Annotated in this window: 17 protein-coding genes; 9 read left to right on the top strand and 8 right to left on the bottom strand. The window is 50.1% G+C overall.

The genetic code is table 11. From position 1 onward, the window contains the following. The first annotated feature begins 61 nt into the window (after window positions 1–61). A complete protein-coding gene (locus tag Q0577_RS20570) occupies window positions 62–832 on the top strand; it encodes an AraC family transcriptional regulator (protein WP_298739655.1) in 771 nt (256 codons plus the stop codon). Between the two features lie 72 nt (window positions 833–904). Then, window positions 905–1,858, top strand: coding sequence for a S41 family peptidase (locus Q0577_RS20565; RefSeq protein WP_298739654.1), 954 nt, complete (start codon window positions 905–907; stop codon window positions 1,856–1,858). Between the two features lie 3 nt (window positions 1,859–1,861). Here Q0577_RS20565 and Q0577_RS20560 read toward each other — a convergent pair whose 3' ends face one another. Continuing rightward, entirely contained in the window at window positions 1,862–2,173 is a 312-nt protein-coding gene (locus tag Q0577_RS20560; protein WP_366884798.1) for a GMC oxidoreductase, read from the bottom strand. Between the two features lie 31 nt (window positions 2,174–2,204). Between Q0577_RS20560 and Q0577_RS20555 the strand changes: the two genes are divergently transcribed. Next, window positions 2,205–2,453: a hypothetical protein gene (locus Q0577_RS20555; protein WP_298739653.1), complete on the top strand. Its 249-nt coding sequence runs from the start codon at window positions 2,205–2,207 to the stop codon at window positions 2,451–2,453. A 316-nt stretch (window positions 2,454–2,769) separates the two neighbouring features. Here Q0577_RS20555 and Q0577_RS20550 read toward each other — a convergent pair whose 3' ends face one another. The 3 genes from Q0577_RS20550 to Q0577_RS20540 all read right to left on the bottom strand — a co-directional run bounded on the left by Q0577_RS20550 (window position 2,770) and on the right by Q0577_RS20540 (window position 8,614). After that, window positions 2,770–4,959, bottom strand: coding sequence for a beta-1,3-glucanase family protein (locus Q0577_RS20550; RefSeq protein WP_298739650.1), 2,190 nt, complete (start codon window positions 4,957–4,959; stop codon window positions 2,770–2,772). A gap of 33 nt (window positions 4,960–4,992) precedes the next feature. Continuing rightward, the gene (locus Q0577_RS20545; protein WP_298739648.1) at window positions 4,993–6,129 is read right to left on the bottom strand and encodes a CapA family protein; all 1,137 of its coding nucleotides are present in this window, start codon (window positions 6,127–6,129) and stop codon (window positions 4,993–4,995) included. A gap of 103 nt (window positions 6,130–6,232) precedes the next feature. Continuing rightward, window positions 6,233–8,614 (bottom strand): ABC transporter permease, encoded by a 2,382-nt coding sequence (locus tag Q0577_RS20540; protein WP_298739646.1) that lies wholly within the window; start codon window positions 8,612–8,614, stop codon window positions 6,233–6,235. Window positions 8,615–8,888: 274 nt separating this feature from the next. Between Q0577_RS20540 and Q0577_RS20535 the strand changes: the two genes are divergently transcribed. Together Q0577_RS20535 and Q0577_RS20530 are read left to right on the top strand one after the other, a co-directional pair. Then, on the top strand, window positions 8,889–10,037 hold the full coding sequence (locus Q0577_RS20535; RefSeq protein WP_298739644.1) for a putative sensor domain DACNV-containing protein: 1,149 nt from the start codon (window positions 8,889–8,891) through the stop codon (window positions 10,035–10,037). Window positions 10,038–10,200: 163 nt separating this feature from the next. After that, window positions 10,201–10,968: a phosphosulfolactate synthase gene (locus tag Q0577_RS20530; RefSeq protein ID WP_298739641.1), complete on the top strand. Its 768-nt coding sequence runs from the start codon at window positions 10,201–10,203 to the stop codon at window positions 10,966–10,968. A gap of 9 nt (window positions 10,969–10,977) precedes the next feature. Here Q0577_RS20530 and Q0577_RS20525 read toward each other — a convergent pair whose 3' ends face one another. Together Q0577_RS20525 and Q0577_RS20520 are read right to left on the bottom strand one after the other, a co-directional pair. Further along, the gene (locus Q0577_RS20525; protein WP_298739639.1) at window positions 10,978–11,688 is read right to left on the bottom strand and encodes a DUF3667 domain-containing protein; all 711 of its coding nucleotides are present in this window, start codon (window positions 11,686–11,688) and stop codon (window positions 10,978–10,980) included. 56 nt (window positions 11,689–11,744) lie between these two features. Then, a complete protein-coding gene (locus Q0577_RS20520) occupies window positions 11,745–12,278 on the bottom strand; it encodes a DinB family protein (protein WP_298739636.1) in 534 nt (177 codons plus the stop codon). Between the two features lie 263 nt (window positions 12,279–12,541). On the opposite strand from Q0577_RS20520, the gene Q0577_RS20515 reads away from it, so the two are divergent. The 4 genes from Q0577_RS20515 to Q0577_RS20500 all read left to right on the top strand — a co-directional run bounded on the left by Q0577_RS20515 (window position 12,542) and on the right by Q0577_RS20500 (window position 19,025). Beyond that, on the top strand, window positions 12,542–13,378 hold the full coding sequence (locus Q0577_RS20515; RefSeq protein WP_298739634.1) for a S1-like domain-containing RNA-binding protein: 837 nt from the start codon (window positions 12,542–12,544) through the stop codon (window positions 13,376–13,378). A gap of 163 nt (window positions 13,379–13,541) precedes the next feature. Continuing rightward, on the top strand, window positions 13,542–14,273 hold the full coding sequence (locus tag Q0577_RS20510) for an Error-prone repair protein ImuA (protein ID WP_298739630.1): 732 nt from the start codon (window positions 13,542–13,544) through the stop codon (window positions 14,271–14,273). 73 nt (window positions 14,274–14,346) lie between these two features. Continuing rightward, window positions 14,347–15,852, top strand: a complete 1,506-nt coding sequence (locus tag Q0577_RS20505; RefSeq protein WP_298739628.1) for a DNA polymerase Y family protein — start codon at window positions 14,347–14,349, stop codon at window positions 15,850–15,852. Next, window positions 15,849–19,025: an error-prone DNA polymerase gene (locus tag Q0577_RS20500; RefSeq protein WP_298739626.1), complete on the top strand. Its 3,177-nt coding sequence runs from the start codon at window positions 15,849–15,851 to the stop codon at window positions 19,023–19,025. Before Q0577_RS20505 ends, Q0577_RS20500 begins: the two co-directional genes overlap by 4 nt. 81 nt (window positions 19,026–19,106) lie before the next feature. Here the strand turns inward: Q0577_RS20500 and Q0577_RS20495 are convergent, their stop codons facing one another. Continuing rightward, window positions 19,107–23,015 carry a sugar-binding protein gene (locus tag Q0577_RS20495; protein WP_298739623.1) on the bottom strand — a complete coding sequence of 1,303 codons (3,909 nt, stop codon included), beginning with the start codon at window positions 23,013–23,015 and terminating at the stop codon, window positions 19,107–19,109. A 349-nt stretch (window positions 23,016–23,364) separates the two neighbouring features. Further along, the gene (locus tag Q0577_RS20490) at window positions 23,365–23,655 is read right to left on the bottom strand and encodes a hypothetical protein (protein WP_298739620.1); all 291 of its coding nucleotides are present in this window, start codon (window positions 23,653–23,655) and stop codon (window positions 23,365–23,367) included. Window positions 23,656–23,738 lie beyond the last annotated feature (83 nt).

The following is a 23,738-nucleotide window of genomic DNA, read 5'->3' as shown; positions in this document are numbered from 1 at the left end:
GGGGTACATTATGCCTGTGGCTGCCATTTATGGAATATCTTTACACCTGCATCATAGTATTATGCTCAGATTGGAAAAGGCCAGTTTTCTTGGCGACAGCGCCCATAGCTTTTATACAGAAGGGATAGCGGTTACCGAAACCGTCTATCGTGAAAAAGTATTTGAAGGGTGGCACTGCCATGCGCAGCATCACATCACTTTTATACTGGATGGCGGCAACCTGGAGCAGCGGAGGCGGGGAGAGCAGGAGGTTTGTCCGGGCAGTGTGTTACTGTATCATTCCGGCGAGCTGCACCGCAACCGCCATACCCGGCATCCTTCCCGCAATATCAATGTTGAAATCGACGATGCATGGCTGTCTGAATACCAGTTAAGCTTTACGGTAAGAACAGCGGATGCGGGGCTCAGGCCTGCGCTGGTGCGCATCTGGCAGGAGACCAGGATAAAAGATGACTGTTCAGCGGCCGCCGTGCAGGCATTGGTGCTGCAGCTGCTGCAGGCGCCTGCTACAGGCAGCAGGCCGCCATGGGCAGACCAGCTGCGTGAGCTGTTGCATGATTGCTGGAACGAGACGTTCTCTCTGGAAGACCTCTCTGATATTTTACATATTCACCCGGTAACGATCTCCCGTTATTTTCCCCGTTATTTTTCCTGCACACTGGGCGAGTATATGCGTAAGGTGAAGATAGAGCATGCAATGACGCTGCTGCGCGGTACTGATCGGCCGCTAACAGCTATTGCCTATGAATGCGGCTTTTCGGACCAGAGCCATTTTACCCGCACTTTTAAGTCGGGCACAGGTATGCTGCCCGGCCAGTACCGCAAATGCTGAACAGGTTAATTTCATGCTATTTCAGGAACGCACAGTACAGGATCTTTGTAACAGATCATTACCTGTATTATCATGAAACTGTTTATTTTCTTCTTAGCGTTATCATTACCTGTTCAAGCGCAGTGGCGCCCCCTTACTTCCCAAACAAAGGACAGCGCCGTTAACAACATTGCGGCCCTGATCAAAGAGCACTATGTATTTAAGGAAAAAGGAAAACAGATCGCAACTGATTTATTACAACAATACCGCCGCGGTGCGCTGGATAAAGCCGGTAACTGGCAGGTGTTTGATTCCCTGGTAACGGGCATCATAAAAACATCCGGGAAGGACGGACATCTGTATGTACGCTATGATCCCCCAACGGTAAAGTCGCTGCAGGTGCCTGAAGACAGTACGGCCGAACAGGAAGATCTGTTCCTGCATGGCCCCGATGCACGTAACAGGAACTACGGCTTCCGCGAAGTGAAAATACTTGATCATAATATCGGGTATATCAAGGTAGATGAGATCAACATCTCTGTTAAAAGTCTGCCCGTATTATATGCTGCCATGCAGCTGGTAGCCAATACCCGCGCCCTGGTGATCGATCTCCGGGATAACGGCGGCGGTGGCAGCGATATAGGGCCCGTGTTTGAAAGCTTCTTCCTGCCTGCGAATAAAGTTTTGCTGGAGGTGAAAGGACGCAACAGTATACTGGAAAGTGTAAAAACAGTAGGATGGCTGACACAGGAGAAATATAAACAACCGCTGTACATCCTGGTGAACAAAAATACGGCTTCGGCAGCAGAAGCGTTTGCCTTTACGCTGCAGGCGCAACGCCGCGCGGTGATCATCGGGCAGCCGTCTGCCGGTGGTGCGCATATGAACAGCTGGTACCCTGTGAATGATGAGATCTATGTGTCAGTATCTACGGCAGCGCCGGTATTGCCGGGAACGGAGGTGTCGTGGGAAGGGAAGGGCGTACAGCCGGATCATGTGGTGGAGGAGGGGAAGGAGCTGGAAGTGGTGATGGGGGTGGGAAATTAATCCCTACACCTTCCCCTTTTTCATCTCCCTCACCGCATGCCCCACCGCTCCCGCCGTCAGCGCCATATACAGCAAACTCGGGCTCTGGTTCCCGGTGCTTGTCATACACACACCATCCGTTACAAACACATTCTTACAGTGATGCAGCTGGTTCCATTCATTCAGCAAAGACGTTTTTGGATCAGTTCCCATCCTGCATCCGCCCATTTCATGGATATCCAGTCCGGGCGCCTGGTGGTTATCATGCTGCTGTATATTTTTACATCCTGCCTTTTCAAGCATTTCCTCGCTCTGGGTCAGAAAATCCTTGATCATCTTTTCCGCGTTATCGTCATAATCAACGGAGGTGATCAGTAGGGATGATATCTACTACTTTGCAGACCCGGATTACTTCAATCGTGTGAACCACATTACACCGCCAGCCGGGCCGGCGCCCACTCCCCGTACACATACCGCAGAAGAGGAAGAAGACAAACGACAATTGGAACAGCTGAAGTTCTACTATGATTACAACAGTGCTGTGCTGCTCACGGAATCCCGAAAGGCGCTTGACATGGTGGCGGCGGTGTTGAAGCCTTACGTTGCTTTGCGGTGATAGATTACCTCGTGGGTAAAGGCATCAATCCCAGACAGCTTTATTACAGCAATAAAGGGGAAAAAGAGCCGGTAAACGGATGTAAAGACGCCGTACCCTGTAAGGAAGAAGAATATAAAATGAACCGGCGTTCTGAGTTGGAAGTCAGATGATGTTGGCATACATGCAAGACCTTGACGATATTGTCTGAGGCAAATACCGGCAATAATTGGTTTTAGAAAAAGGTTCTACACAAAAGGGTCACCAGGAATGGTGACCCCGGAAGAGGGCGTATTGTTTATTCATACGCCCTCCTTTTTTATTGCAGAATGGTTTCCTATTGTTTAATGATCTTGATACTCTGCCGACTGCCATCCTGCTGCTTTAACACAACAATGTACACACCAGGAGTGAGAGATGACACCGGAATGATGTTGCCCGGCTTCTTAACCGTCATGATCGCACGGCCGTTGATGTCGTAAATGCTGATCAGGTACACCTTCTCATTACCTCGCAGCTGGAGTTGCTCCCTTACCGGGTTGGGGGATAATGTAACAGTAGGTGCATCAGCCTTCGGAACGGCGGCTATCTGCGGAGCCAGCCTTGCGCCGGACACACTGGTAATGGTCAGGTAGTTCAGGTTAAAGCCGCCGGTAGTGGTGGCAATACCGATATCGTAGCTGCCGGCCGGCAGGTTTACCGTATGTGAAACGGTGGTCCAGTTCTGCCATCCGCCGGTATTGGGTATTGTTACGCTGCCTAACTGGGTGGCGCCGGCATCTTTCTCCAGCCGCAGGGAAGTGTTGGCATTCGGGCTTGCCACGCGGTAGTCTATACGATAGGTGCCGTTAGCGGGAATCGTTACCGGGTACGACATCCAGTCGCCGGCGTCTATCCATCCTACATTTTGACCGCCGCCTGCGTCAGTAGTGGGCTCCACATCAATGCCGGACATAAAACTGTAATCTTCCGCCTGGATCACGGTAGAGAAGGAAGCACTATTCGGTTCTACTTTCAGTGAGCTGGTAGAATCATTCCAGCCGTTATCCACCAGGCAATTATCATCTGCTGTAAGGGTAAGTGCGGCCCCGCCAAAATTGTCGTGCTTGTAAAGGGTTACCTTATAGCCGGCACTTATTCTGAGCGATGAAATATCATCGTTCTGAATACCCAATGCGTTCAGCTGGCTGAGGGTATAGGTGCCCTGGCCCAGGCTTACTGCATAACCGCCGTAATTGCAGTCTTTATAAGCAGTTACCGGACCGCTGGGTGTAGTGCCTGCAAAACCGCCTATCGTAACGGTGGCCCGTATAGGAGAGGAGCTGTTGATGGTTGACGAATAGTTGAACACATCATCATAGCAGAAGGAATAAGTAAGGCTCTGAAGACTGATATCGCTGCGATGCCAGAATTTACAATACCAGTTATAGGGAGCGGTCTGGTAGTACTTAGCAGCAGTAGCCAGATCCTGTGTAGCGCCGGTGGGCAGGTTCAGGTCAATGGCATGACGGTTGATCGCAGCACAGATTTGTGCCTGTACTACTTTATCCAGGTCACTGCCGGTGGCCATTACACCGCTGCCTTCCATCACTTCGGTATTGGTAGGTTTACGGGAAATGGTGCCCACCTGGCCGTCTGAGCTCCTGGTAAAAATAAATGCATCACCTGATACACGGCCGTTGAATGTCCCGGCGTCGCCTGCATTGAAGACCAGGTTGCCGTTGCGGTATTTAGACCAGATAGCGTCTACATAAGCGTTGAAGTAGTTGGCCTGTGGCCCGCCGGGCTTAAAGGCACTGGTCTTTGACGGGAACTTGATGATGCCGTTGGCAGCATCATAACAAGCGGCAAATTCAGCAGGGGCGGTAGACTGCCACAGAGAAAGGATCTGGTTGTGCGGTATGAACTCGCCTACCTTCTGGTAGAAGCCGCCATTACCCCATACTTCAAGTCCCATAGGATACTGATAGTGATCTACACGCGTGGTGTTGGTCCAAAGCCCGTTAGGCGCATTGGCGATCTCTATGGTCTCAAAGCGGATGCCCTGGTTCGGGTCTGTCGGGTTGGCCAGGTCAGGCGCCGCATAACCGCTTGGTGCACCGGATGCGCCAAAGAAGTAAAGGAATAGCTGTGAGTTGAAAGAGATCAGCATACGGCATCCCTTAATGGCCGGAATACTGATCGTTTTGTTAGGGATCTCGCTCAGCCGGGCAAAGCAATTGGCGTAACGGCCGTTACCGCCGGGGCCCTGGTTGCCGTTGATCACGGGCCCGGGTACGGTGTTGTTGGCTACGCTCATCAGGTTTACTGCGCCGGTCTTCGGATCGATCCATACATAGTTGTCATTAATGATCCCAACAACAGCCACATACACATTGGCGTCCGGGTAAGCCGAGTTGTTGTTTAAAGTAAAGGGAACCGGGGATTGGGCCTGTAACTTGCTGTTTAGCATGATAGTGCATGCAAGGACAAAGGCCATGCGGGTACAAAGTACCGCGACGAGGGAAAAGAAAGATCTGGTTTTCATAATAAATAATGGATATTGGTTACAAATGCTTCGCTAGTTGGCATCCGCATAACTGTTCAGCGTAGTATCCATATTATATCCGAAATCCTGCTGCGATAATGTGCGCATAAGTTTGAATGCGCTCATGGTGGAATCCGGCTTTGGTATGCCTTCTCCATGCTGCAGGAAGGATACTACTTTGTGTGAGATCAACTGACCCCTGCTGGTGATCTTTACCTGCAGCAGCGGCGCAAGGTTATAAGGATGCTTCAGGTTGAAAAGGCTATAGGTGGCAAAGTTGCCCAGGCTGTAGGCGATCAGCTTTTCTTTGTACAACTCCATGCCTCTTACTACATGCGGCCCGGAACCCAGCACCATATCGGCGCCGGCGTCAATGCAAAGGTGCGCAAAACGAACCACGTCACCGCGATCCTGCCCGTAGAAGAATTCTCTTGCCTTGGGGGTGCGTGTACGGGAATAACCCTCTGCACCACCATGAAAGAACACCACCAGTACATCGCAGAGCGGCCGTAGCTGTGTAATGTGCGCCTGTACAAGCGAATCGTTGTTCAGGTTCAGGCAGTTGTTGTGTGGCGCAAAGGAAACAAACCCTATGCGTGTATTCTTTACAGTGAGTGTGTCTGTAGGGTGCTGTTGTACACCGCTGGTGCGGATGTTGTTGCGGCTCAGAAAATCCAGTGTATGCTGTACACCCCTGGGACCAAAATCGAAGGAGTGATTGTTGGAAAGGTTAAGGTATTCAAAACCTGCATCTTTGTACCACTGTGCATATTTCAGCGGAGTACAGAAAGCATAGCATTGTGTAACCCCGCACTTCTTATATACGGCTACGCTGTCTGCAATAACGCTCTCAAGATTACCTATACGAAGATCGGTTTGCTGCAGGTAGGGCAGGGCATGCTGCAGGATACTGCCTTCCTCTTCGGGCGGCAACTGGTTGCGTGAGGGATAGCTGGAGCCCACCATCATATCACCTACAATGGAGATGCTGATGGTGTCATCCCCCGGATCCTGCCAGGCAGGCAGGTCCTGATTGATAAACGCCGGTAGCTGACGTGTGCGGTGCGCAACGCCGGTATCACCGGAAAAGAAACATGGCAGGGCAACAAGCCCAATTACATTGAATGTCAGTAACCGGGCATTCTTCAGGCCAATGGTTGTAGTCGGCATAGGAATGATAAAATAACTTCTTCAGGGATTAACACAGTGTAAACATATAGAAATTATTTTATATTCCTCGCGGTGTGAATAACTAATGATATTCACATTATGTTCATTCCGCCCGCAGACTTTTTACCGGGTTGGCCAGTGCTGTTTTAACTGCCTGATAACTAACGGTTGATAATGCTATAAAGAGCGCCCCGGCCATAACGCTCACAAAAATTCCAACGGAAATGGACGTACGGTATTCAAACTGACCGAGCCATTGCTGCAGGACATACCAGGAAAATGGGAGGGCAATACAGCAGGAGAGCATGACCAGTAACACGAAATCTTTTGAAAGCATACGCCAGAGGTTGAACACCGATGCACCCATCACTTTGCGGATGCCGATCTCTTTGGTGCGTTGTTCCGCCATAAAGGAAGAGAGCCCAAACAAACCCAGGCAGCTGATGAGGATCGCCAGGCAGGCAAATACGGCGGAGAGTTTGCCGATGCGTTCTTCCGCACCGAATTTCCTGGCGTATTCCTGGCTGGTAAAGGTGTATTCAAAAGGTGCGGCCGGGTTATATTTTTTAAATACCGCTTCAATCTGCGGCAACGCCTTGCTCATGCTTACAGCAGGGTTTACTTTGATGTTGATAAAGTTACCTCCTACATGCAGTATACTGTAAACAGTGGGCGGTACGGGCTCGTAGGGAGAAGCCATGATCATGTCTTTGATAACGCCGATCACCGTATGGGCTTCCCCGTTACAGCGTACTATCTGCCCTACGGGATCTTTCAACCCCATATATTTTACAGCGGTTTCATTCAGGATGATGGCGCTGGAGTCAGTGCGGTAGGCGCTTGAAAAATCACGGCCTGCCAGAAACTGCCAGCTCAGCGTCTTACCATATTCATGTCTTACTTCAATGTTGGCAAAGCGGTCTTTCATGCCTTCCGGTTTTCCCTGCCATTCAAAGCCGCCAGCACCTGCCCATATATCTGTTACAGGGCATTGTGATTCTGCCATCTCCACTATAGCGCCCGTAGCCAGCAGTGCGTTCCTGATCGCATGATAGTTATTATATACCTCCGGTGTAGTTTCACGGATGGCCAGCAGGCCTTCCCGGTCATAACCAACAGGACGGTTTTTGGCATATTGGATCTGTTTAAAAACGATCACAGTGCCGGTGATCAGCAGTACGGAAACGGTAAACTGTACCACTACCAGCACTTTCCGCGGAATAGCGGCCAGCCGCCCTGCACGGAAAGTACCTTTCAGCACTTTGATGGGCTGGAAGGAAGACAGGTATATAGCCGGATAACTGCCGGCAACCAGCCCGGTGAGCAGGCAGAACGCGGTCATAACACACCAGTATACCGGATTAAACCAGGGTACTGTTATCTGCTTGCCGGATACGTTGTTGAACCAGGGCATTGCCAGTTGCACAAAGAGCACAGACAGCAGCAGCGCAAATAATGCCAGCAGTATGGATTCGCTGTAAAACTGGCCCATCAGTTGTATGCGTTCGGAACCGATCGCCTTGCGGATACCAACCTCCCTGGCGCGTTTTTCAGAACGGGCGGTGCTCAGGTTCATGAAATTAATGCAGGCCAGCAGCAGCACAAAAAACCCAATGATGCTAAAAAGCCATACATAAGTGATCAGGCCGCCGCTGTTAACGCCATCCTTAAATTCTGAATACAGGTGCCATTTACGCATGGGATGAAGGAACAAACCAGTTTTGCTATCATCCCTTTGAGGGATGTGTTTGTTCAGCAGATCAGTAATCTTCTGAGACACTTTACCAGCATCCGCTTTTTTATTTAATTGCACCAGTAATCCGCAGGAGCTGTTATCCCATTTGTCTTTGATCGCCCGTATCCAATCCCAGGAGTTAACATAGAAGTCCCACGGCATGATGTAACTGATATCGCTGTAAGTGCAGTTAGCAGGAAAATCTTCATATACACCACCCACCTTCAGGGTCAGGATATTGTTTATTTTAACTGGCTGCCCCATAGGATCTGTTGTGCCAAATAATTTTTTTGCCGTGCTGCGGTCCAGTAGTATAGTACCGGGGTCCTTCAGTGCTGCCCTGCTGCCCTGCAACATTTTCAGCGATAACAGATCGGGTACGCCGGGCTCCGCTGCGCCACCGGTGACACTGAATACCCGGTCCCCGTAGGAGAACAGCCATTCGCCGCTCATGGCTACATTTGCCACCTGTTTGAAATCTTCCGGAAATGACTGCCGTATGGCGGCTGCCAGGGGAATGGGCACACCTGCAAAGGCAACCGTTTCGCCGTTGCCGCTGCGGCGCTGCCATACCTCCGCTATCTCGTCATAATGCTCAAAGTTCTTATCGTAAGACAGCTCATCCCACACCCAGAGCCCTATCAACAGGGCCACGGCCATGCCAAGCGACAAGCCAAAGATGTTGATGATGGAAAAGGTCTTGTGTTTAAGCAGGTTGCGAAAAGCTATTTTGCAATAGTTTCTGAACATAGCATGTAGTTTTGGTCATCAGTGGGAAATATCCCACCAGGGCAAAGCAAGAAGGTTGCCATTTCATACATCCCGCAACAGTACTGCATTTATTGAGTAGTAACATTCCTGTGTTGTACGCATGTGAACAAGGGATGTCCGGAAACGGACAAAGGCGCACCAGGCAAGGTGGGCCTTTACTGTTTCATGACAAGGGCGTGCTCAGGCCTAATGCCTGAAAATGGTTAACTTTGCCGCTGCAAGACTGAATTGAAAAGGATTTAATAGTAATCGTATGGAATTGACGAATGACACAACTTACCAGGCTGCCAGTAAGGTGGCTGAAATTATAGAAACGCATTTCTTCAAACACCTGGCGGTCGCCAAAGAGAATGGGGAAGAAGACCTGGCCTGCGCGCCCAATGCAGGGATTGTTGAAAAAATGATCGACGTGGCCTTCTGGGCCAGCCTGCGTAAAGAAGAAGGAAACTCCACCAAGATATCACTGGCTTTTCTCAGACCCAACCAGGCGGGAAAACCCTTGTTGTTCGAGCAGCGTATGCCGCTCACGGTAAAGGTGCTGACAAAGCTGGCGCCAGGCGTAGAACGTGCAGGCGTACATGTAGGCGTATGGTATGAAGGTTCCGAGCTGTATATCTGGGGCACTACGATCAAACTGCCCAATTATTGTTTTGTGCTGGATGTGTCAGAACCCGCGCTGCTGGTAGTTAAGCAACGCCGTATCATCGGTTTGGGCAAATTCACCAACGTGGCGGTTTTGCGTGGCGACCAGATTAAAATAGTAGACGAGAACAGCGGACTGGCGCCCGACAGCCCGGCTATTCTGACTTCTCTGCTGGGCCTGAGCTCTTCCGCCCTCTGGAACGATCCCGTGAATGTACTGATACAGATCGCCGTATCTATGCGGGCGCATGGGCGGGGCGGTATCTTACTGGTAACGCCTTCCGCACATGACCGCTGGAAAGAGTCTATTATTCATCCCCTGCAATACCCGGTGTCTCCGCCGTTTTCCGGCGTGTCAGACCTGGTACGGCGGGATGGGGGAACAGCCAGCGACATTTACTGGCAAAACGCCCTCAGAAGAGAGGTAGAGAACATTACCGGCCTCACGGCAGTGGATGGCGCCACCGTGATCAATGACCGTCATGAGCTGCTCACCTTTGGTGCAAAGATCGCGCGTGCCAATAACTCAACTCCGGTAGAGGTGATGCATTTTACAGAACCTGTTATTGGCGGGCATCCCATATCCCTGCACCCTTCCAGTGTGGGAGGTACCCGGCATTTGTCGGCCGCACAGTTTATACATGATCAGCGGGACTCCCTCGCCCTGGTAGCATCACAGGACGGCTATTTCACCGTCTTCTCCTGGTCTGCCCATGCACAGGCCGTGCAGGCGCACAGGATAGATGTGTTATTGCTGTAATGTTTGAAGTTTGAGGTTTGAGGTTAAAGGTTGTTGGTTAGTATACCAATAAGGCACACTTGTCTTTAACCTCAAACCTCATACTAACTTCAAACCTCAAACATTAAACCTCCGACTTTTTCATTATTGATCCTATATTTGTTGCCTTAATTAAACTGGTACTATGAATTTTAACCTGGACAAGATACCCGGACGTACAGCACAGCCACGCTCTTTTGGACTGACAATGGTAACAGACAAAGGACTTAGCCTGCAGGATACAAAAGATTTTCTTTCTGTTTCCGCTCCTCATGTAGATGTTGTAAAGCTCGCATTTGGCTCGGCGTATGTTACGCCTAATCTGGCAGAGAAAATAAAAGTATACCAGTCATATAATATCCCTGTATATTTTGGCGGACTGCTATTTGAAGCTTTTTTGGTCCGCAACCAGTATGATGATTTTGTGAAAGCGATCAAAGAGTACGGTATTACACATATCGAAGTGTCTGACGGCGCCATTACCATTCCCCACGCAGAAAAATGTGGTTATATTGAAAAACTGGCTAAACTGGGCACTGTTTATAGCAAGGTAGGGTCAAAAGATAAAGACCGCCAGCATATTACACCGCCCTACAAATACATCGAAGTAATGCATGCCGAAATGGAAGCCGGCGCGCAATATATTGTTGCCGAAGCCGGTGAAAACGGTACCGTTGGCATCTACCGCGATTCCGGCGAAGTACGCGAAGGCCTGGTACAGGAAATACTTACCCGCATATCCCATGAAAAGATCATCTGGGAAGCTCCCCTCAAAAATCAGCAGTTATACTTCCTTGACCTGATAGGCTGCAATGCTAACCTGGGTAATATCCCGGCCTATGAGGTAATCGCCCTCGAAGCAATGCGTGTGGGCTTAAGAGGCGATAGTTTTCATTTCTATCTGGGAGAGTAAGCGGCAGCACTAATGCCTGAATAAATTAATAGCCACCATCACCAGTACTACGTTAAAGCTATAATACAGGATGGTGATGATCACCTGGTACAACAACACTTTCCATAAAGGTATTTCCCGGTATAATCCACTTATCATAAACGTGGTATAACTGATCGCTATCAGCAGTTGTATATACAGCATTGTCTTGCTGTCTGCCTCCATACTGGTGCCCAGCAGCAGGTACAGCAATATGTGTGACAAAGAGATGGTGCCGGCTATAAACACATTGATCACACAGTATTCTGCGAAGTTGTGCCGGCGATAGAACAGGTACATCAGCAGGGCGCTGACCGGCAGCAGGAATACGAAAAAGATCTTAAGGTATTTGAAGATGAACGTCTGCATATTGTAAGCCTCCAGCTGCGCCGGGGTGGCGTGCGGGGGCGCATGATGTACCAATGAAAATGCCAGGCTCTGTAAGCCCAGCATGATCAGGAAATAGATGAAGGGGTTAAAATACTTCTTCCGCTGACCCTCAAGGTAATTACGCGCGGTCTGACCGGGCTGAGAGATCAGGGCTGCAGTAAGCCCCAGGATATTTGTTTCCAGGTGTGTGATGCTGTGAGACAGCTCATGCAGCAGTGCTGGCATGGTGAAGCGGCTTACCGAGGCTTTTTGCCCACATTGTGCACAGTACTTGCCGGTAAGTATTGCACCGCAGTTTTTGCAGTTGGTCATGATGATAGGGTAGGTTCAACGAATTAAACGAATTTCTATCACATTTGCAACTACGTTTATTTAGCCATTAAAAGATAGAACATATAATCTGTCATAGGCGCATCATGCCAGCCCAGTTGGTGACCAATGGTGATCAGCTGTCCACGGTGGTAACTACTGTGGTTCATGGTGTGCTGAACGATCTCGAATACAGGGCGCTTCACTTCTCCTACAAAGGGAATATCTACATAACAGTTTTCTGCCAGTTCTTCATCGCTGAGTGATTGCAGGTGCTGTACAAATTGTGCAGACTGTTCCAGGATATCCGTATACAGGTCTTCCACTTTGCCCATAAAAACGGCGCCATAAGCAAGCTCCGGCGTTACGCCCGTCAGGCTGGATAACCACCATTCCTGTACCTGCAGAATATGATATAAAGTTTGTTTGATGCCGGAGAAACTGGATGCCACCGCTTCCTCCTGCAGATGGGCCGGTTTATTCTTCAGCCAGTTAACCAGCTGTTCATTGGCCCAATGGTTGTAAGCTGCATAATCACGGGTAAGTGTGGCAAGACGGGTGGAAGTCTGTGGGATAGTGGCGGTTTGTAACATAGTAGTAGTGTTTTATGATACAAAGCAACAAGGTGAAAGTGACAGCCTTATGTCAGCAGGGATAAAAAATATTTTCAGTGCTGATTGCTTTGTCCTTAAACATTACCCTCCGGTGTGAAAAGATGTCTGTAATTAATTGAAAAACAGTTTATAACAAATAATACTTCTGATATTGTACCTTTGTATGGATCATCGCGGCCTTAACCCGCTTTCATCTCTGATAACTAACTAACTGCTAACAGCTAACAACTAACTGCTAATTAATGATTTCCATCGGCGCCTATAACAAGCTTAAAGTGAAGAAAAGTTCTGATTTCGGATTGTTTATGGATGGGGGCGATCAGGAGATCCTCCTGCCCAAAAGATATGTTCCGGCCGGAGCTAAACCGGGGGATGAGCTGGAAGTGTTTCTCTACCACGATTCGGAGAACAGGCTTACAGCTACCACGGAGCGGCCTAAAGGCATTGTAGGCGACATCGTGAACCTGAAAGCGGTAGACGCTACTGAACAGGGCGCCTTTCTCGATTGGGGCCTGGCAAAAGACCTGTTTGTGCCCAAATCCCAGCAGCTTACCCGTATGCACAAAGGCCAGGAATACCTGGTAAAGATCTACCTGGATAATCTCAGTGGCCGTATTGCCGCCACAGAAAAAATAGATCCCTACCTGAGCAATGAGCAGCTGACCGTTAAGGAAATGGACCCTGTAGACCTGATCATTTACCGGCGTACCGACCTGGGTTATGTAGTGATCATTAACCAGCTGCATACAGGCCTGCTGCATTTTAATGAGGTATTCCGCCCGGTGGATATTGGCGACCGCCTGCAGGGCTTTGTCAAAAAGATCAAGGAAGAGAACAGGATTGATGTGGTAGCCGGACAGCCAGGTTATAAGAAAGTGGAAGATGAAACCGGCAGGATATTACAGCTGCTGCAGGAAAATAACGGTTACCTGCCTTATCATGATAAATCAGACCCTGAAGAGATCTATGCCTTCTTCGGCATGAGCAAAAAGACCTTCAAAATGGTCACTGGCGCTTTGTATAAGCAGCAGAAAATAGCCTTTACCAAAACAGGCATCCAGCTGCTGGAGAAGGACTGATTTTTTCCTGACCAGCATTACCGGTAAAAAAATATTTCGCCTGCTCCCTCAGGAACAGGCATGTTTGCTTGTGTGCCCCTAAATAAGCTGCTTGTTATACTAATAAAATTAGTATGTTTGCTAAACAAATTAGTTTGTTTTTCTAAACCGTTTTTATCTACCCATGAGGGGAAGCAAAGCAGATATTATTGCACAATTGCAAAGGGACATTCTTTCCCTGCAAGGTTTCAGGTCTACCGCCAAGAGCACTGCGGCAGACCTTGGCTTAGGACCCATTAAACATGCTTTTCCCAACGCTACTTTTCCTACAGATGCTGTTCATGAGTTCCTGAGCACTGCACCGGAACACTCCGCCGCAACAGCTGGTTTTATTAGCGGCCTCCTGGGCAGGCTGATGCAAAATAACGGCGCCTGCCTGTGGATCGGTACTGCCCGCTCCTTATTTCCTCCTGCATTGAAAGTGTTTGGCATTGAACCTGACCAGGTCATTTTTGTGACAATGGAGCGGGAGAGAGATGTGCTCTGGGCCATGGAGGAAGCGCTGAAATGTAAAGGCCTGGCAGCGGTGGTAGCAGAGATAAAAGAGCTCAGTTTCATGGCCTCCCGGCGCCTGCAGCTGGCAGTAGAGCAAAGTAACGTTACCGGGTTCATCATCCGTCACCAGCCGCGTTATACAGGTGTTAACGCCTGCGTATCCCGCTGGCAGATCACACCATTGCCCAGTGAGCTGGAAGCCGGCATGCCTGGCATCGGTTTCCCCCGCTGGCAGGTGGCATTACTGAAGATCCGCAACGGCCGCCCGGGTGTCTGGCCCGTAGAATGGTCGGGCGACAGATGCCAGCTCTTAACAGCACACATAATGCAGCCTGATCATCAAAAACGTTTGAGAGTTTAAAGGTTTGAGCGTTTGAAAGTTTGAAAGCGCCCTGATAATGTAAGACACCGTCAAACTTCCAAACATATTAGATATGTCACAACGCTTTGTTCACATATGGTTTCCGCATTTAATGACAGACTGGTTCGCCATCCGCCGGCCGGAGCTGCGCAATACTGCTTTTGTGCTGGCAGCGCCGGATCATGGCCGGATGATGATCACGGCTGCCAGTGCGGTGGCACAGTGGCAAGGTATTTCAGCAGGTATGGCGGTGGCAGATGCCAGGGCGGTGCATCCATCCCTGCAGGTGATAGATGATATTCCCGGACAGGCAGCAAAGCTCCTGGATGCGCTGGGCAAATGGTGCATTCGTTTTACGCCTGTAACAGCAGCAGACCTGCCCGATGGACTGATCCTTGACGCCAGCGGCTGCGCGCATCTGTGGGGAGGAGAGCGGCCCTACCTGGAAGACATTACCATGAGGTTGAAAATTGCCGGCTACCATGTACACGCCGCCATGGCAGATACCATTGGCGCTGCCTGGGCGGTGTCACATTTCGTAAAAGAGATCATCACCATCATTCCTGCCGGTGCACAGCGTGAGGCGCTGCTGCCCCTGCCCCCGGCAGCCTTACGCCTGGAGCCCGCAGTCACTGAGCGCCTGCTGAAACTGGGCCTCCACCACATCGGCAGTTTTATTGGTATGCAACGTGCGGCTCTGCGGCGGCGCTTTGGTACTGAAATGCTGCTGCGGCTGGATCAGGCTACCGGCATGGAACGGGAGACCATGCTGCCTTTAGAGCCTGTTGAGCCTTACCAGGAACGGCTGCCTTGCCTGGAACCGATCCTTACACGCAAAGGGATTGAAATAGCCCTGGAGCGTTTGTTAAACACCCTGTGTCAGCGTTTGCAGCAGGAAGGTAAAGGCCTTCGTACCGCCACGCTCAGCTGTTACCGTATGGACGGCAAGGTAGAACAGGCGGTTATCGGCACTAACCGTGCTTCCCATCATGTAACACATCTTTTCAAACTGTTTGAGCTTAAAATAAATGAGATCCGTCCCGATCCTGGTATTGAGCTGTTTGTGCTGGAAGCCCCCAAAGTGGAAGAAGTTACAAACTCCCAGGAAACGCTCTGGCGCGATGCGGCCGTAATGGAAGATAGCGGACTGGCTGAATTGCTGGACCGCCTGTCGGCCAAAGCTGCCAAAGATGGTATCCGCCGCTATCTGCCGGATGAGCATCACTGGCCTGAACGGTCCATCAGGCTGGCTACTTCGCTTGGCGAAAAACCAGCCATACCATGGCGTTCAGACAGGCCACGCCCTATCCGCCTGCTGGACCAGCCAGAACCGGTAATAGTGTCTGCACCAATACCGGATTACCCGCCCATGCTGTTTGTTTACAAAGGCGTTGTACACCATATCAAAAAAGCAGATGGACCGGAACGCATAGAACGAGAATGGTGGCTGGACCCTGGAGAGCACAGGGATTATTATTATGTGGAAGATGAAAATGGCCGGCGTTACTGGATATTCAGATCAGGACATTATGATGTGGATAATCCCAAAGCCTGGTTCATCCATGGTTTTTTTGCATGAAAGAGGAAAAAGAAATATTACACTATACTGAACTGCAGGTCACAACCAATTTCAGTTTTTTAAGGGGCGCCTCGCACCCTGAAGAATTGGTAGCACAGGCAGCTGCCTACGGCTACAAAGCTATAGCCGTAACAGACCGAAATACGCTGGCCGGTATTGTACGCGCCCATGTTACCGCTAAGGAAAAAGGCATCCGTTTAATTCCGGCCTGCCGTCTTGATCTGTTGGATGGTCCATCCCTGCTGGCATATCCTACCGATAAGGCAGCATACGGCCGGCTTTCTGCACTGCTCACAAAAGGGAATCTGCGTACAGAGAAAGGTAAATGCGAGCTGTATAAAGCAGATGTTTTTGCCCATGCAGCAGGCATGAAATTTATTGCGGTACCACCTGTTGCACTGAATGAAAAATTTGAGTTGGACCCCGCTTTTATCCAGGCGCTCAACACCTACCGGGAGGCCTTAGGCGCTGATCTCTACCTCGGCGCCATCCGTTCTTACCAGGGGGATGATCAGAAAAAACTGTACCGTCTTGCTCAATTATCCGAACGTTTCCATGTTCCGATGGTCGCCGTTAATGATGTTCATTATCACTGCCCGGAACGGCGGCAGCTGCAGGATGTGCTGACCTGCATCCGTGAAAAATGCACCATTTATACGGCCGGCTACCGTTTGCATGAGAATGCAGAAAGGTACCTGAAAGAGGAAACGGAAATGCTCCGCCTTTTCTATCAGTACCCCGATGCTATCCGCCGTACACAGGAAATAGCGGATGCCTGCCGCTTCTCGCTGGATACGCTGCAGTATGTTTATCCAAAGGAGGTGGTGCCCGAAGGCCGTACTCCACAGGAAGAGCTCAGCTACCTGGTGTATAAGGGGGCAAAGGAGATGTTTGGAGAGATGATCCCAGCGAAAACACGTGGTAACATTGAAAAAGAGCTGCAGTTTATTGAAGAACGGAACTATGCATCTTATTTTCTTACCGTATATGATATCGTGCGTTTTGCCAGGAGCCGGGACATTCTCTGCCAGGGCCGCGGATCTGCCGCCAATTCTACGGTCTGCTACTGCCTCGGTATAACATCCGTTAATCCAGAAAAATTTGATCTCTTATTTGAACGCTTCCTTTCTGCCGCACGGAATGAGCCGCCTGATATAGATGTGGATTTTGAACATGAGCGCCGGGAGGAAGTTATGCAGTATATCTACAATAAGTATGGGCGTGACAGGGCCGCTATTGTTGCTACCGTGACTGAATTACACCAGAAAGGAGCCGTGCGCGATGTAGGCAAAGCCATGGGTCTTTCTGTAGATACCCTTAACCTCCTGGCAGGTGCAGGCTGGCATTACAGGGAGGATGGGATCGAGCTGAAACGCATCATTGAACAGGGACTGGATCCTACAGATCAGCATCTCAGCAAAGTGATACAGCTTACAGAACAATATATGGGCTTTCCTCGTCAACTGGGGCAACATACCGGTGGCTTCGTGATCACAGAAGGCAAACTCACGGATCTTTGTCCTGTACTCAATGCACGGATGGAAGACCGTACCTGCATTGAATGGAACAAGGATGATATTGAAGCACTGGGATTTCTGAAGATTGATGTACTGGCGCTGGGAATGCTGACCTGTATACGGAAGGCTTTCAATCTGCTGAAAGATCATCACCATAGGGAATACACGCTTGCCAATATACCACAGGATGATCCTGCCGTATATGAAATGATCAGCCGTGCGGATACCATTGGGGTATTCCAGATAGAAAGCAGGGCGCAGCAGGCTATGTTGCCACGTTTAAAGCCAAAGGAATTTTATGACCTGGTGATAGAAGTGGCCATTGTACGGCCGGGCCCTATCCAGGGAGATATGGTGCATCCTTATCTGCGCCGGCGTAATGGCCAGGAGCCGGAAGAATATCCGTCTGAAGAACTCAAAGAGATATTAAAGAAAACAAAGGGCGTTCCTTTATTCCAGGAACAGGCCATGAGAATTGCCATGGTAGCGGGAGACTTTACGCCCACGGAAGCAGATGCGCTGCGCCGCAGTATGGCCACTTTCAAAGCAAAGGGAATGGTGTCTAATTTCGAGGAGAAGCTGGTGCAGGGCATGATCAGAAAGGGATATGCTCCTGAATATGCCAACCGTATTTTTAAACAGCTGGAAGGCTTTGGCAGCTATGGCTTCCCGGAGAGTCATGCCGTGAGCTTTGCCCTGCTGGTATATGTTTCTTCCTACATCAAATGTTATTACCCGGATGTTTTTGCCTGCGCTTTATTGAACAGCATGCCCATGGGTTTCTACCAGCCGGCGCAGATAGTGATCGATGCACAGAAGCATGGAGTAGAAGTAAGACCGGTGGATGTTAATCTTTCCCGTTGGGATAATACCATTGAGAACAAGGAAAGCAAGCCTTATGCAGTGCGCCTGGGTTTTCGCCAGGTAAAGGGGCTGCGGGAGGATGATATGCAGACCCTGGTAGCCGCCAGGGGGAACGGTTATACCCATGTGCATGCCCTGCGTGATGCAGGTGTGCCGCAATCAGCCATCGAGAAGCTGGCTGATGCCGATGCATTCCGCTCTATGGGAATGGACAGGCGGCAGGCATTATGGGAGGTATCAGCCCTGCACGACCGTCCTATCGGTGTATTTACCGGCCAGCCTTCTGAAAGCGCTGAAGAAGCCCCTGCAGCGTTGCCGCAAATGCGCTTGTCGGAGCATGTGGTCCATGATTATGCAAGCACTTCCTTGTCCTTAAAAGCCCACCCCGTAAGCTTTGTGCGGGAAAAGCTGGAGCTGTTGCGGGTGGTCCCCATCCGGGAGCTGGATCATATGAGCGATGGTATGCCAGTAAAAGTTGCCGGACTGGTACTGGTTCGTCAGCGGCCGGGTACTGCCAATAATATTCTTTTTATTACCATTGAAGATGAAACAGGTACCGCTAACCTGGTGGTGTTTGAAAAGTTTTTCGATCAGTACAGGAAAGAGATCCTGCCGGCAAGAATGTTAATGGTAGAAGGCAAACTGCAAAAGGAAGGAGATGTGATACATGTGATCCTCAGCAGCTGTAATGATGTATCAAAGTTATTACGGGGCTTAACGGCTCCTGCCACAGAAGATGGAAAGGACGCCAGCATAGAAATGCTCTTTCCGGATGGAAGGAATTTTAAATAACACCCAACCCCTCCAGCTTTCAAGTAAAAAAGAAGCCCTCCAATAAGGTTTGGAGGGCTTCATACCAGCGCATTTTCCACATTACGGGATCAATAGTTTACTATTAACCACTACTTCGCCGATCACATATTTTACTACATACATACCTTTGGGTAAACGGCTAAGATCCAGGGTGGTCTGCGTTTGCAGGCGCTCTGTATGGACCATCTTACCCTGCAGGTCAAACACCTGTAAAGCGCCGCCGCCTTGCAGTCCGGAGAGACTTACTTTCGCCTGTCCTGCTGTAGCGGGGTTAGGTGAGATGAGTAACTGGCCTTTTGCTGCAGCCCGCAGCTTATTGCCAGATACAAACAGGCCACTTTGCCTTGCAGCGTTGTCGCCAGCAAGGATCAGCGTACCAAAGCCGCTGGTATTGGTATAGTTATTTACATTTCCATACCATACCGCTTGTCCGTCGCGTGCGCCGCCGTTATCATCATCGTCATAACCTATATCAAAACCAATAGACAGATCCGCTGCAGGTGTAAGGCCCAGTTGCGACCAGGGAATGCTTATTTCTACACTGTAACCGCCGGGGATGGCCGCCCAGGCATGCTGCACGCCGCTAACGGGAACTTTGGTGAAAAGGCCGCTGCCGCTATAGGTTTTAATAAGCTGGTTATCGCTGCCATCATATACTGACAGTTTGTTGTTGTTAGCATCAATGTATATTTCTACTGCATCATTATCCCAGGCATCGGGAGAATCGTTGTACAGGGAAGCGTCCAGTACTTTCACGCCGATGTACAGGTTGTTATTGTCCCACAACGCGCCGAATGTAGCCGTATTATTGGGCGCGCCGACAGTCGGCTTGGAAATGTACTGGCTCAGGTTCCAGGCGCTTTCATTCAGGTTGCCGTTAACGGTAACGTTGCCGGTCACACGAACGGCATACACCTTACCGGTAGAATCAGCCGGCGGATCAGGAGGGTTATTATTGCCGCTGCAGGTGGTAAGATAAACAGTGCCGAACAGCCGCGGATCAGACCAGGCCATGCTGGTGGTGGCAAAAGTAGCGATCTGGGCGTCGCGTGTGCCATTGTTGTCATCATCATCCACCTGTACATCCAGGCCAATAGCTTTACCAAGGGCAGGCGTAGTGCCCAGTGTGGACCAGGGGATTGCCACTTCCAGGTTATACCCGCTGCTGGTAGCGTACTGTTGAAAATTGATACCGGTGGTGCTGGTTACAGAACTACCGCCGGTGTGCACCGTATTGTCGTTCCAGCGAAAGCCCAGCTGGAAATCATTCACACCATCATAGGATGCCCCTTTACTGTTATCCGCATCTATAAAGATCTCTATTACATCATCTTCCCACCAGCTGCTGCCGGAGTCATTGATACGGGTAGCGTCGTTCACTTCTACCAGCAGGTACAGGTTGTTGTTATCATACAAGGCCCGCCATTTGCCGGCATAATCTCCGGGCAGGCCGCCCAGGGTTACATTGCTGATATTCATTGCAGGCGCTATACTCCAGACCGCGTCTATGCTCTGGTCTATCACCGGTGCGCTGCCTGACACCTGTGCAATTACCGGCGAAGTGCAGGGCGGGTTATCATTATCCGTAATAATGATCACCGCAGTAGTATCACCGCCAAGGTTATATCCGGAGCCGGGTTGTAAAGTGATCCGCAGGTTTTCCGGTCCTTCAAAGACGGCATCATCCACAGGCGTAATAGTAATAGCGGCGGATGGACTGGCAGGGGTAAGTGTAACAGTGCCTGTAAGCGGCGGACTGGCAACATAATCATTGGCGCCGGCGCTGCCGCTAAGGATGTACCCAACGGTAATATTTTGCGAAATTCCCTGTGTGCTGATGGTGAACACACCTGTGTTGCCGCCTTCTGCCGCGGCAGCGTCTGTAGCAACAACATTCACACCGGGCACGACAGATATTTTACGTGTAGCCGTAAACGATCCGCTTTGCGTAGACACCGTAATAGTGGCAGTGCCCAGTCCAACAGCGGTAGCCTTGCCATTGGCATCTACCGTTACCACTGCCGGGTTGGAGCTGGACCAGCTGATGTTCTTGTTCGTAGCATCTACCGGTTGTATGGCTGCCCGCAGCGTTACTGATTGTCCTGTAGCCAGGGTTGTATCTGCTGCAGGGGTAATAATGCTCACACCGGTAACGGGGATATTCGCATTCTGGATAATCAGCTGGAAGTTGGTGTTGCGGTTAATATAGGTGCCAGATTCCGCATTGGTAACGGTCAGGTTGTTAAAGGTGGCCGTTTGTGAATTAGCCTGGCAGTAAATGCCAAAACCACCGTATACATCTGCCGGTACATCGCGGGTGATGGGATCCAGGCCTGTGCCATCGATGATGGTGTTATTGAACACCAGGTGATGGATGTTGTTGCCGAATAGCTGCACGGCATCGCGTTGAGAACGTAGTATGGTATTATTGTCAAACTGCAGGTTGAAGATACCGGTGTTGGCAAAGAATTCAACCGCGCCGCGTTTCTGGTTCCAGAGGTCATAGCTGGTGCCGCAGCCATCGATGGTGTTCTCATATACACGGATCGGATCGCCGGGGTACTCAAAGGTAAAACCGCCAAAATCATTGGTAAAGCGGATACCCGATCCGGCTACGCCGTCTTTGATCAGGTTATGGTGCACTTCATGGCCCGTACCGCCAAAGATGCCGATACCGCCGGCGCGCCAGGTGTTCTCAATGGTGTTGTTGCGAAAAATGTTATTCCGGCAGGTCTGGTTATTACCTGCTGCATTGGCCGGCCATATGGCCAGGGCATCATCGCCGTTATTACGTACGCTGCAATGTTCCACCACAGAGCCGGAAGTGCCCTGGCAGAAATTGACGCCGTCTGCATAATTGTTGCGGATGCGGCATTTGGAGATCACCATATTGGTGGTGATATCTATAGGGTAGGGAGGATCATAGCCGCCCAGCCAGAAGCCGCATTCAAAATGCTCTACCCAGATATCATGCACATAGGAGTTGGCACCATACGTGCCCATAAAACCCTTGTAGATCTTGTACTTTTCTGCAGGAACACGCGGATTAGGCTCATCATATTTCAGCCGGTCGTTATTAGCCGTATTCATGGAGAAATGGGAGATCTCTACATTGCTGGCCCGGCCCATGATGCCGCCATAGAACTGGCGGTCAGTAGTGAAATAAACTTCCGTATACCAGATACCCGCGCCCTGTATCTTCATATTAGTCACGTCTAATGACAGCTTATCGCTCAACAGGAAACGGCCCTGCGGAATGTACACATGCTTACCCTGTGCGGCTGCGGCAGCGATACATTGGTTAAAGGCGGCAAAATCATCGGTCTGGTCATCCGGTGTGGCGCCGTAGCTGGTTACAGACAGGTAATTGGCCGGTTGGGATAATGCCGGTGGTACGGGTTCCAGCTCTGCGAAATCTATCCCATAGGTAAGGGAACTGTTGTCTTTCTGCAGCCGGATCTTACCGCCTGCAGGAATGGCATTATCCAGCCGGAAATGGATCTCATCAAAACGCATAAAGGTTTTAGTGCCCGGCGTTTGCTGGGGATCTTCCCCGTTAAAGTACTGGTATGCCCAGTAGGAGGATAAGGTAACGGTCTTCACCAGCACATCGTTCACATATACGCTCAGCGGGCCTGATTGCCCGGTGCCGCTCCCGTTATCCGGCAGGGTAAAGCGGATGGTCACGCCTTGTGCGGCCTGCGTAAGCATCCATTCTACCGAGGCGCCGTTGCTGCCCAGGCTAACATACTTTTGATCGGATGCTTCAGAGGCAATGTCTGACTGGATGAACTGTGGCGACTGCTGCAGACTGGCGCCGCCGCCCAGTGTGGCCGCTTCTGCTTCGTAGCGGATATAGGGCAATTGGGTAGCGCCGCGCGGCAGGCCGTCGCTTTGTGCATGTACGGATAGGGTGGCGCCTGCTCCCAGCAGGAGAAGGGCGAGCACGTGGAATAAAGGTGTTTTCATAACATTTATTTGTTGGTTTGGGTATGGAGATATGGAGATGGATATTGGCGGTACAGCAAAGAAAGTAAGGAGGCAGGGAGGCAGCAATTTTTATAGGGAAAGTATAAGAAATAGGGGGGCGGGAAGAAGGAGTTAACAATTTAACATGTTAGCAGTCAACAGGGTGTAAATACATGTAAATTTATTGTATATAATGGCGTTCACCACATTGCTTATGCGTGGTATAAGCTTTGATTGTCTGAATTTATTCTTCAACTGCTTTCTAAAGTAAAATCATCCTGGTTCATATTCAGTCATAGGTATTCACTGACATAGGTAAGTACGATAGCAGCAATGCCCGGGGCTGCATTCAGCTTCCCGCAAACGGCGTCCCAAAAATACCCACCGCCAGCTCAGCCCAGGTAAGCAGAAAGGCAACCAGTATACCAGCAAGAATCGCTAGCCGGTAGGCCGTTTTCTTTACCTTCCGCAAAACAAACTCACACATAAGTCCGGTGACCAGCAGTAAGACGCCCATCACCAGGAAATCAAATGGAGACCAGTCCACTTCACTGGTGAACTGCATGGCTACCAGGGGTATGAGCAACAGCAAACCTACTGTGAGCAGTATGCCGATAAGCCTTATGTTTTTTGTGATCATAGTTAAAAAGCACTTTGTAATTCAAAGTTAATGAAGATTTTTATACGTTCCGTGTTTTCAGGAAAAAAATTTACTTTAACAAC

It is taken from the genome of uncultured Chitinophaga sp., from assembly GCF_937898475.1.
GTDB lineage: Bacteria > Bacteroidota > Bacteroidia > Chitinophagales > Chitinophagaceae > Chitinophaga.
Note: the sequence above shows the minus strand (reverse complement) of the source record. Positions and strands in the feature narration are given on the sequence as shown.

What these genes read in the sequence shown, in the direction of transcription:
- Q0577_RS20570 (WP_298739655.1), top strand. Translation starts at nt 62, where the DNA reads ATGCTCAGATTGGAAAAGGCCAGTTTTCTTGGCGACAGCGCCCATAGC.
- Q0577_RS20565 (WP_298739654.1), top strand. Translation starts at nt 905, where the DNA reads ATGAAACTGTTTATTTTCTTCTTAGCGTTATCATTACCTGTTCAAGCG.
- Q0577_RS20560 (WP_366884798.1), bottom strand. Translation starts at nt 2,173, where the DNA reads ATGATCAAGGATTTTCTGACCCAGAGCGAGGAAATGCTTGAAAAGGCA.
- Q0577_RS20550 (WP_298739650.1), bottom strand. Translation starts at nt 4,959, where the DNA reads ATGAAAACCAGATCTTTCTTTTCCCTCGTCGCGGTACTTTGTACCCGC.
- Q0577_RS20545 (WP_298739648.1), bottom strand. Translation starts at nt 6,129, where the DNA reads ATGCCGACTACAACCATTGGCCTGAAGAATGCCCGGTTACTGACATTC.
- Q0577_RS20540 (WP_298739646.1), bottom strand. Translation starts at nt 8,614, where the DNA reads ATGTTCAGAAACTATTGCAAAATAGCTTTTCGCAACCTGCTTAAACAC.
- Q0577_RS20535 (WP_298739644.1), top strand. Translation starts at nt 8,889, where the DNA reads ATGGAATTGACGAATGACACAACTTACCAGGCTGCCAGTAAGGTGGCT.
- Q0577_RS20530 (WP_298739641.1), top strand. Translation starts at nt 10,201, where the DNA reads ATGAATTTTAACCTGGACAAGATACCCGGACGTACAGCACAGCCACGC.
- Q0577_RS20525 (WP_298739639.1), bottom strand. Translation starts at nt 11,688, where the DNA reads ATGACCAACTGCAAAAACTGCGGTGCAATACTTACCGGCAAGTACTGT.
- Q0577_RS20520 (WP_298739636.1), bottom strand. Translation starts at nt 12,278, where the DNA reads ATGTTACAAACCGCCACTATCCCACAGACTTCCACCCGTCTTGCCACA.
- Q0577_RS20515 (WP_298739634.1), top strand. Translation starts at nt 12,542, where the DNA reads ATGATTTCCATCGGCGCCTATAACAAGCTTAAAGTGAAGAAAAGTTCT.
- Q0577_RS20510 (WP_298739630.1), top strand. Translation starts at nt 13,542, where the DNA reads ATGAGGGGAAGCAAAGCAGATATTATTGCACAATTGCAAAGGGACATT.
- Q0577_RS20505 (WP_298739628.1), top strand. Translation starts at nt 14,347, where the DNA reads ATGTCACAACGCTTTGTTCACATATGGTTTCCGCATTTAATGACAGAC.
- Q0577_RS20500 (WP_298739626.1), top strand. Translation starts at nt 15,849, where the DNA reads ATGAAAGAGGAAAAAGAAATATTACACTATACTGAACTGCAGGTCACA.
- Q0577_RS20495 (WP_298739623.1), bottom strand. Translation starts at nt 23,015, where the DNA reads ATGAAAACACCTTTATTCCACGTGCTCGCCCTTCTCCTGCTGGGAGCA.
- Q0577_RS20490 (WP_298739620.1), bottom strand. Translation starts at nt 23,655, where the DNA reads ATGATCACAAAAAACATAAGGCTTATCGGCATACTGCTCACAGTAGGT.